8 protein-coding genes and 1 tRNA gene are annotated in these 6323 nt (G+C 34.8%); all 9 read right to left on the bottom strand.

The features are described from left to right. Positions 1-15: 15 nt before the first annotated feature. Positions 16-92 (bottom strand) — tRNA-Pro (locus ACTCDL_RS13245). Positions 93-235: 143 nt separating this feature from the next. Beyond that, positions 236-721, bottom strand: coding sequence for a metallophosphoesterase family protein (locus ACTCDL_RS13250; RefSeq protein ID WP_463177633.1), 486 nt, complete (start codon positions 719-721; stop codon positions 236-238). Between the two features lie 91 nt (positions 722-812). Continuing rightward, positions 813-1397, bottom strand: a complete 585-nt coding sequence (locus ACTCDL_RS13255; RefSeq protein WP_463177635.1) for an XTP/dITP diphosphatase — start codon at positions 1395-1397, stop codon at positions 813-815. 3 nt (positions 1398-1400) lie between these two features. Continuing rightward, positions 1401-2147 carry a ribonuclease PH gene (gene rph / locus ACTCDL_RS13260; RefSeq protein WP_463177641.1) on the bottom strand — a complete coding sequence of 249 codons (747 nt, stop codon included), beginning with the start codon at positions 2145-2147 and terminating at the stop codon, positions 1401-1403. 190 nt (positions 2148-2337) lie between these two features. Further along, a complete protein-coding gene (locus tag ACTCDL_RS13265) occupies positions 2338-2871 on the bottom strand; it encodes a Fe-S-containing hydro-lyase (protein WP_463177645.1) in 534 nt (177 codons plus the stop codon). Positions 2872-2968: 97 nt separating this feature from the next. Continuing rightward, positions 2969-3814 carry a fumarate hydratase gene (locus ACTCDL_RS13270; protein WP_463177648.1) on the bottom strand — a complete coding sequence of 282 codons (846 nt, stop codon included), beginning with the start codon at positions 3812-3814 and terminating at the stop codon, positions 2969-2971. A 447-nt stretch (positions 3815-4261) separates the two neighbouring features. Continuing rightward, on the bottom strand, positions 4262-5002 hold the full coding sequence (locus ACTCDL_RS13275; protein ID WP_463177651.1) for an MBL fold metallo-hydrolase: 741 nt from the start codon (positions 5000-5002) through the stop codon (positions 4262-4264). Positions 5003-5435: 433 nt separating this feature from the next. After that, complete coding sequence (locus ACTCDL_RS13280) at positions 5436-5633, bottom strand: helix-turn-helix transcriptional regulator (protein WP_463177654.1); 198 nt, start codon at positions 5631-5633, stop codon at positions 5436-5438. Positions 5634-5647: 14 nt separating this feature from the next. Further along, entirely contained in the window at positions 5648-6013 is a 366-nt protein-coding gene (locus ACTCDL_RS13285; RefSeq protein ID WP_463177657.1) for a DUF2178 domain-containing protein, read from the bottom strand. Between the last annotated feature and the right edge of the window lie 310 nt (positions 6014-6323).

Below are 6323 nucleotides of genomic sequence, written 5' to 3' on the forward strand. Positions count from 1 at the left end.
CGTTAACTGATTTATTGGTCGGAGCAGCAGGATTTGAACCTGCGACCCCCTGGTCCCAAACCAGGTGCGCTACCAAACTGCGCCATGCTCCGCTATTTTATCGCTTATCTCGCTTGCGACATTTAATAGTATACCTAAAAAAGAAGACAAGGTCAAAAGGAGAAAAGTCCAATAACAAGTATTATTTTAAATTAAATCATAAATAATCTTCTTTTCTCCGTTTATCTACAATATACTACTTCTTTGATTTAAAATCAATATGTTTATAATTTATCTGACCATCTTTGATTTCAATTAACCCATAAGATGGGGCTTTCCCATCTCTAGGTGAAGAGATACTACCTGGGTTAAAGAACAAGATTCCATCTTCTTCAATAGCATAGCGTCGATGACTATGACCAAAAATCACTATATCTGCCCCTACTTCTTTTGCCTTATAATAGAGTTTATCCAATCCATAATTAATCATATACTTATGCCCATGGGTTAAAAAAACCCTCTTATTACTTATACTAGCCAATTGATCCTCAGGATATTCTATACTATAATCACAATTTCCCCTGACAGCTAGTAACCCTATCTTTTCTGATATCTCTACTTCTTTTAAATCTTCAACTATATCTCCAGCATATATGATATAATCAAGGTTTGCTAATTCTTGTACTACTTGATTGATTCTTTGACCTTGTCCATGTCCATCACTGAATATTGCCAGTTTCATGCTCACACCACCCAACTATAATTTATGTATAAATAACCACAGGTCTAGACCTGTGGTTATTTATAACTACAATTTAAGATTCTTGATATTATTATTTTATCAAAATATTTTTCATTTTATCTAAAGCTTTAGCCCTATGGCTAATCTTGTTCTTAACTCCACTTCCTAATTGAGCAAAACTTTTCTCATATCCATTAGGAATAAATAATGGGTCATAACCAAAACCTTCTTCTCCTTGTGGCTCAAAGGTGATATAACCATGACATTTACCAGTTACTGTATACTCTTGACCATCACCAGACACAAATGCCATAGCACAGATAAAGTAAGCCTCTCTTTCTGCTAAAGGAGTATCCTTTAATAATTTTAGTAGCTTTTGATTATTCTCTTGATCCGTAGCATTCTCCCCTGCAAAGCGGGCTGAATACACCCCAGGCTGACCATTTAAGGCTTTAACAACCAAGCCAGAATCATCAGCAATAGTAGACATACCAATATATTCAGCAATCTCTCTAGCCTTTTTAAGGGAATTACCAGTAAAAGTATCTTGGTCTTCTATCACCTCTGGCATGGTCTCAATATCGTTTTTAGAAAGAATCTCTATATCTGTATCTGCTAAGATCTTCTCCATCTCTTCTATTTTATGTTGATTTCCAGTTGCTAAAAACAACTTCATTGCTTATTCCCCCTTAAACATCTCCACCGTCTCACCCAAAGCTTCTTTTTGATATTGAATCAACTCTTTTACTCCCTTTTCTGCTATATCAACTAGCTTAAACATACTTTCTTTTGAAAATGGGTTCTCTTCTCCTGTTCCTTGTATCTCTATAATCTCACCTTTTCCTGTCATAACAAGGTTCATATCTACATGTGCATTAGAATCTTCCTGATAACATAAGTCTAATAATAATTCTCCATCTACTATTCCCACACTTACAGCTGCTACAAAATCTTTTAATGGTAATTGACTAATCATTTTATTTTCTATCATATAAGAAAAGGCATCTACCATCGCTACAAAAGCACCTGTAATAGAGGCTGTTCTAGTTCCACCATCTGCTTGAATAACATCACAATCTATCCAGATAGTCCTCTCCCCTAATTTCTCTAAATCAACAACTGAGCGTAGTGCTCTACCAATCAATCGCTTAATCTCTTGAGTCCGTCCACTTAACTTACCTTTCGCTGCCTCTCTAACATTCCTATCTTGGGTTGCTCTAGGTAGCATTGAATATTCTGCCGTCAACCAACCTTGCCCTTGCCCTCTTAAGAAATAAGGAACACTATCTTGAACACTGGCATTACAGATTACCTTTGTATCTCCTGCCTCAATTAGCACAGAACCTTCCGCATATTTAGTAAAATTTCTAGTTATTTTAATCTCTCTTAATTGGTCTTTTCTCTCTCTACCATCAACTCTTGACATTAACATCTCTCCCTTTCAAAGGTTTTTTCTATGTATAGTGTTTGGGTTAACATAATTATATGCTCTATTTTATTCTTTCAATAATTATAATAATTATCCTGTAGAAATGGAATTTAAGTTTAAGAGCGAGCCGAAGATTAAGTGAAAATAGTTCTTAGACTTAGACTCAAACTCAAGTTTAAACTTAATGTTAGTCTCTTCTATATAAATTATTACCTTGGCTATCAATTACACAGATAAGAGGCAACTCTTCTACTACTAATCTTCTTACTGCTTCTGTTCCCAAGTCATCATAGGCAATAACCTCTGCTTCTTTGATACATTTACTGATTAAGGCTGCTGCCCCTCCAATTGCACCTAAATAGACAGCCCCTTTGTCTTTCATAGCATCAATAACCTCATCATTTCGTTCACCTTTACCAATCATAAGCCTTAATCCTTCTTGGATTAACCTTGGTGCAAAAGGATCCATTCTATAACTGGTAGTCGGTCCAGCAGAACCGATTACCTGACCAGGTTTAGCAGGGCATGGTCCTACATAATAGATAGCATTTCCTTCTACTGTAAAGGGAAGCTCCTCTCCTTTATCTAAAGCCTCAACCAACCTCTTATGGGCTGCATCACGAGCTGTATAGACTACTCCAGATAGTAAAACCTTATCTCCTGCTTCTAAACTTCTAACTTTCTCCTCTGTAACTGGTGTTGTTAAGCTGACTTTAGCCATGATTTAATCCTCCTTTATTAATTCAGTGTTGATGTGAGTGTGAGTATTAAAGCATCTTAGTTTTTAACTCACACTAAATCCCTCACACTCACACTTTTTACAAAGTTATCTCTTTATGTCTTGCTACATGGCAGTTGATATTAACTACTACTGGCAATCCAGCAATATGGGTTGGATAGGTTTCGATATTTACTGCTAAAGCTGTAGTCAGTCCCCCTAGACCCTGTGGTCCAATATCTAATTGATTTACTTCTGCTAGTAGCTCTTGTTCTAAATTTTTAAACTTCTCATCATCATTATAAACACCTAGAGGTCTTAATAAAGACTTCTTAGCCAATAACGCTGCTTTCTCTACTGTTCCTCCGATTCCTACTCCTACTACAATCGGTGGGCAAGGATTTGGTCCAGCCTCCTTGACTACCTTTAAGACAAAGTCTTTAAGCCCTTCTACACCATAAGTTGGTCTAAGCATCTTTAACTGGCTCATATTCTCACTACCAAAGCCCTTTGGTGCTACAGTTATCTTCAATTGATCTCCAGGAACAATCTCTGTATGAATCACTGCTGGGGTATTATCCTCGGTATTCTTCCGTTCAATCAAAGGATCATTAACTACAGACTTTCTCAAATACCCTTTGGTATATCCAGCACTTACACCTTGGTTAATAGCCTGATATAAATCTCCTTCAACCACCCTTAAGTCTTGTCCTAGCTCTAAAAAGATAACTGCCATTCCTGTATCTTGACAGATTGGTACTTGGTCTTTCTTGGCAATCTCAGCATTCTTACTTAGCTGCTGTAAAATCTCCTTAGCAACCTCAGACTCTTCTCGCTGATATGCTAATTTATACTCATCAACTATATCTTCTCCTAAGTTATAGTTGGCATCAATACAAAGCTTGGCTACTGCTCTACTAATCTCCTTAACTTTTATTGTTCTCATCTTACTGCCTCCCCGTTTTTTATAATTGAGAATTGATAGTTGAGAATTGAGAATTAAAATATTAAATAATTAGTTCCAACTCTCTGCTCCAAATCTTCTCTTATATATATTTACAAATAATTGGCTAAATATCAATAATAAATTCCAAAAAATAAAGACTCCCCTCTATACTTCTGCTTAAATAGAGGAAAGTCCTTGTGTAGTTTAACTATTAATAATTATGATGGATTATACTTAGTAGTAAAAGTGATACAATAGAGTGATAATGAGACACTTTCAAAAACCACCCCCTCCTAATCCTCCCCCTTCATAATGGGGAGGACTTAAAAGACTGTTCTTTATTTATATAGCCTCCCCTTTAGATAAGGGGGAGGTTGGAGGGGGTCTGAAAACTGTCGTAATATCTCCATTAACACCCACTACCTCAATCAAAATCAACTATTAAAACTATATTTCATAACTAGCTCCTACTCTGCTAATCTCTACAGGAATACCAACTTCTTCTACCTCTGCTTCTATCTCTTCTCTGGGATAATAGGCTCCTAGATGGGTTAAGAGTAATTCTTTTGTCTTGGCTTGTACTCCAAAATTGACTGCCTCTTTGACAGTTAGATGTCCTAGCTTGGTCTTCTCCTTATCCTGCTCTAACAGGCTGGCTTCTACCATTAATAAATCTGTACTCCTTAGAAAAGAGATTAGACTCTCATCCCAGCTTGTATCGGCTGTATAACCTAAGCTCTTAGTACCATTGCTAATCTTCATTCCATAACATTCCTTGGGATGCTTAGTTTGCTTAAAGGAAAAATTTAAATTTCCAAAGTTCAACTTAGTAGCTTCATTAATTGGCTGTAGATAATACTCATTACCTACCTTTGACCTGATAAAATCTAGCTCTTGTCCTTCATCAAAAGGTAAGTAAACTGGCAAAGCTTCTTTTCGCCTACCAGCCATGATATCGAGCATAATCGCATAGTGTAAAGGCAATAAATCCTGAAAATGATCGCCATGGAGATGGGAGATCACAATAGCAGTCAATTCATAATAGTTGATATGCTTGTTCAACTCTTTTAATGAGTCAGGACCAATATCTATTAATATCTTCTGATTATCAGACTCTAATAAGTGACTGGGGCATCCTCCATCCTTAACTGGAAAAGGTGAACGATTGCCTAAGACTGTTAGTTTCATAGTAACACCTCCGAAGTTCAGTGACAAGTGACGGGTGATAAGTTATGAGTAAACGCTTATTGTCACTTCTGGTTTTATAATTATTATAATGAACTTTTTCTTAGAAAATATTCAGTTAAATTATTGAGAATCAATTGTTATCCACATCATCTTTAACAATTCATCAAATCCATTTCAGATAAAATGAACCTTTCTTCCGAGCACTAAGATTAATTCATCAATTTCTAGCCTAATCTATAAAAGTATCAGCACTCCAAGCAAAAATTACTTTATCAGTTATTTACTAATCAATTTTTTAAGACTTAAATATAACTTCTATGAAGTTAAAGAAGAAATAATTTCTTAACCTCCACTAGTCAAATTTAATTGGGGCGATTTAAAAACAATTGAAAAATTAGAATAATACCCCGATCAAAACCAATCATTTATTTTTCTATTTCCCTTGATAAATAAACAAATCCTCAATTCTTATTTCAAAATGATTTGCCAACTTAAAGGCCAAGGATAATGAAGGTTCATACCTACCCTTTTCAATGGAAATAATAGTTTGTCTACTGACCCCTACATTAATAGCTAACTCTTGTTGTGTAAGATCTTTTTTAGCCCTATAAACCTTTAAATTATTCTTCACTTTCACCTTCCCCCTTATAATTTCCTGCTATAGTAAAAATAATAACTAAGATAAATCAGAAACATAATACCAAGACTAACAGATATAGTTTTAGTAATAAGTAATAATTCTGGACTTAGTTTTAGTTGTGATAAAATAGCAACTCCTAACCCTCCTATAATTCCATAACTTATAAATGCAATTCTTCCTGCCTTTTCTGAAATTCGATAAGCTCTCTCATCATCTAATACTTCTTTGCATCTAGACTTAGCTAATCGAAGTCCAAGTATTCCTGCAACTATTGTAGCTAATAATAACCAACTATCACCCGATATAGAAGATACCATTAATGCTACAAGCCCAAACAATCCTACTAATATAAAGTAGTTCTCTTTCTTCATTATTAACATCCCTCCGATAAAATTTACTCATTTACTTATATTGTAAAGCAAACTTTACTATATGTCAATTTTACTTTACAATATGTCGATTACACTTTACTAAAATGCTAAAAAAAGAGTCTACTAAGTATGATTAGCATCAACTCTTAGTAGAAATTTAAATTCAACTATTTCAGATCAGTAAAGGATCTTCTTTTAATAAAATCTATAACTATATATGATTAAACTGCAGAAACCAATATTTTACAACCATTTCGTTCCATGAAATTACAATAACATACTCTTGGTTTATTAGATTTTAAAATATGCT

The organism is Orenia sp. (assembly GCF_055140805.1).

What these genes read in the sequence shown, in the direction of transcription:
- ACTCDL_RS13250 (WP_463177633.1), bottom strand. Translation starts at nt 721, where the DNA reads ATGAAACTGGCAATATTCAGTGATGGACATGGACAAGGTCAAAGAATC.
- ACTCDL_RS13255 (WP_463177635.1), bottom strand. Translation starts at nt 1,397, where the DNA reads ATGAAGTTGTTTTTAGCAACTGGAAATCAACATAAAATAGAAGAGATG.
- rph (WP_463177641.1), bottom strand. Translation starts at nt 2,147, where the DNA reads ATGTCAAGAGTTGATGGTAGAGAGAGAAAAGACCAATTAAGAGAGATT.
- ACTCDL_RS13265 (WP_463177645.1), bottom strand. Translation starts at nt 2,871, where the DNA reads ATGGCTAAAGTCAGCTTAACAACACCAGTTACAGAGGAGAAAGTTAGA.
- ACTCDL_RS13270 (WP_463177648.1), bottom strand. Translation starts at nt 3,814, where the DNA reads ATGAGAACAATAAAAGTTAAGGAGATTAGTAGAGCAGTAGCCAAGCTT.
- ACTCDL_RS13275 (WP_463177651.1), bottom strand. Translation starts at nt 5,002, where the DNA reads ATGAAACTAACAGTCTTAGGCAATCGTTCACCTTTTCCAGTTAAGGAT.
- ACTCDL_RS13285 (WP_463177657.1), bottom strand. Translation starts at nt 6,013, where the DNA reads ATGAAGAAAGAGAACTACTTTATATTAGTAGGATTGTTTGGGCTTGTA.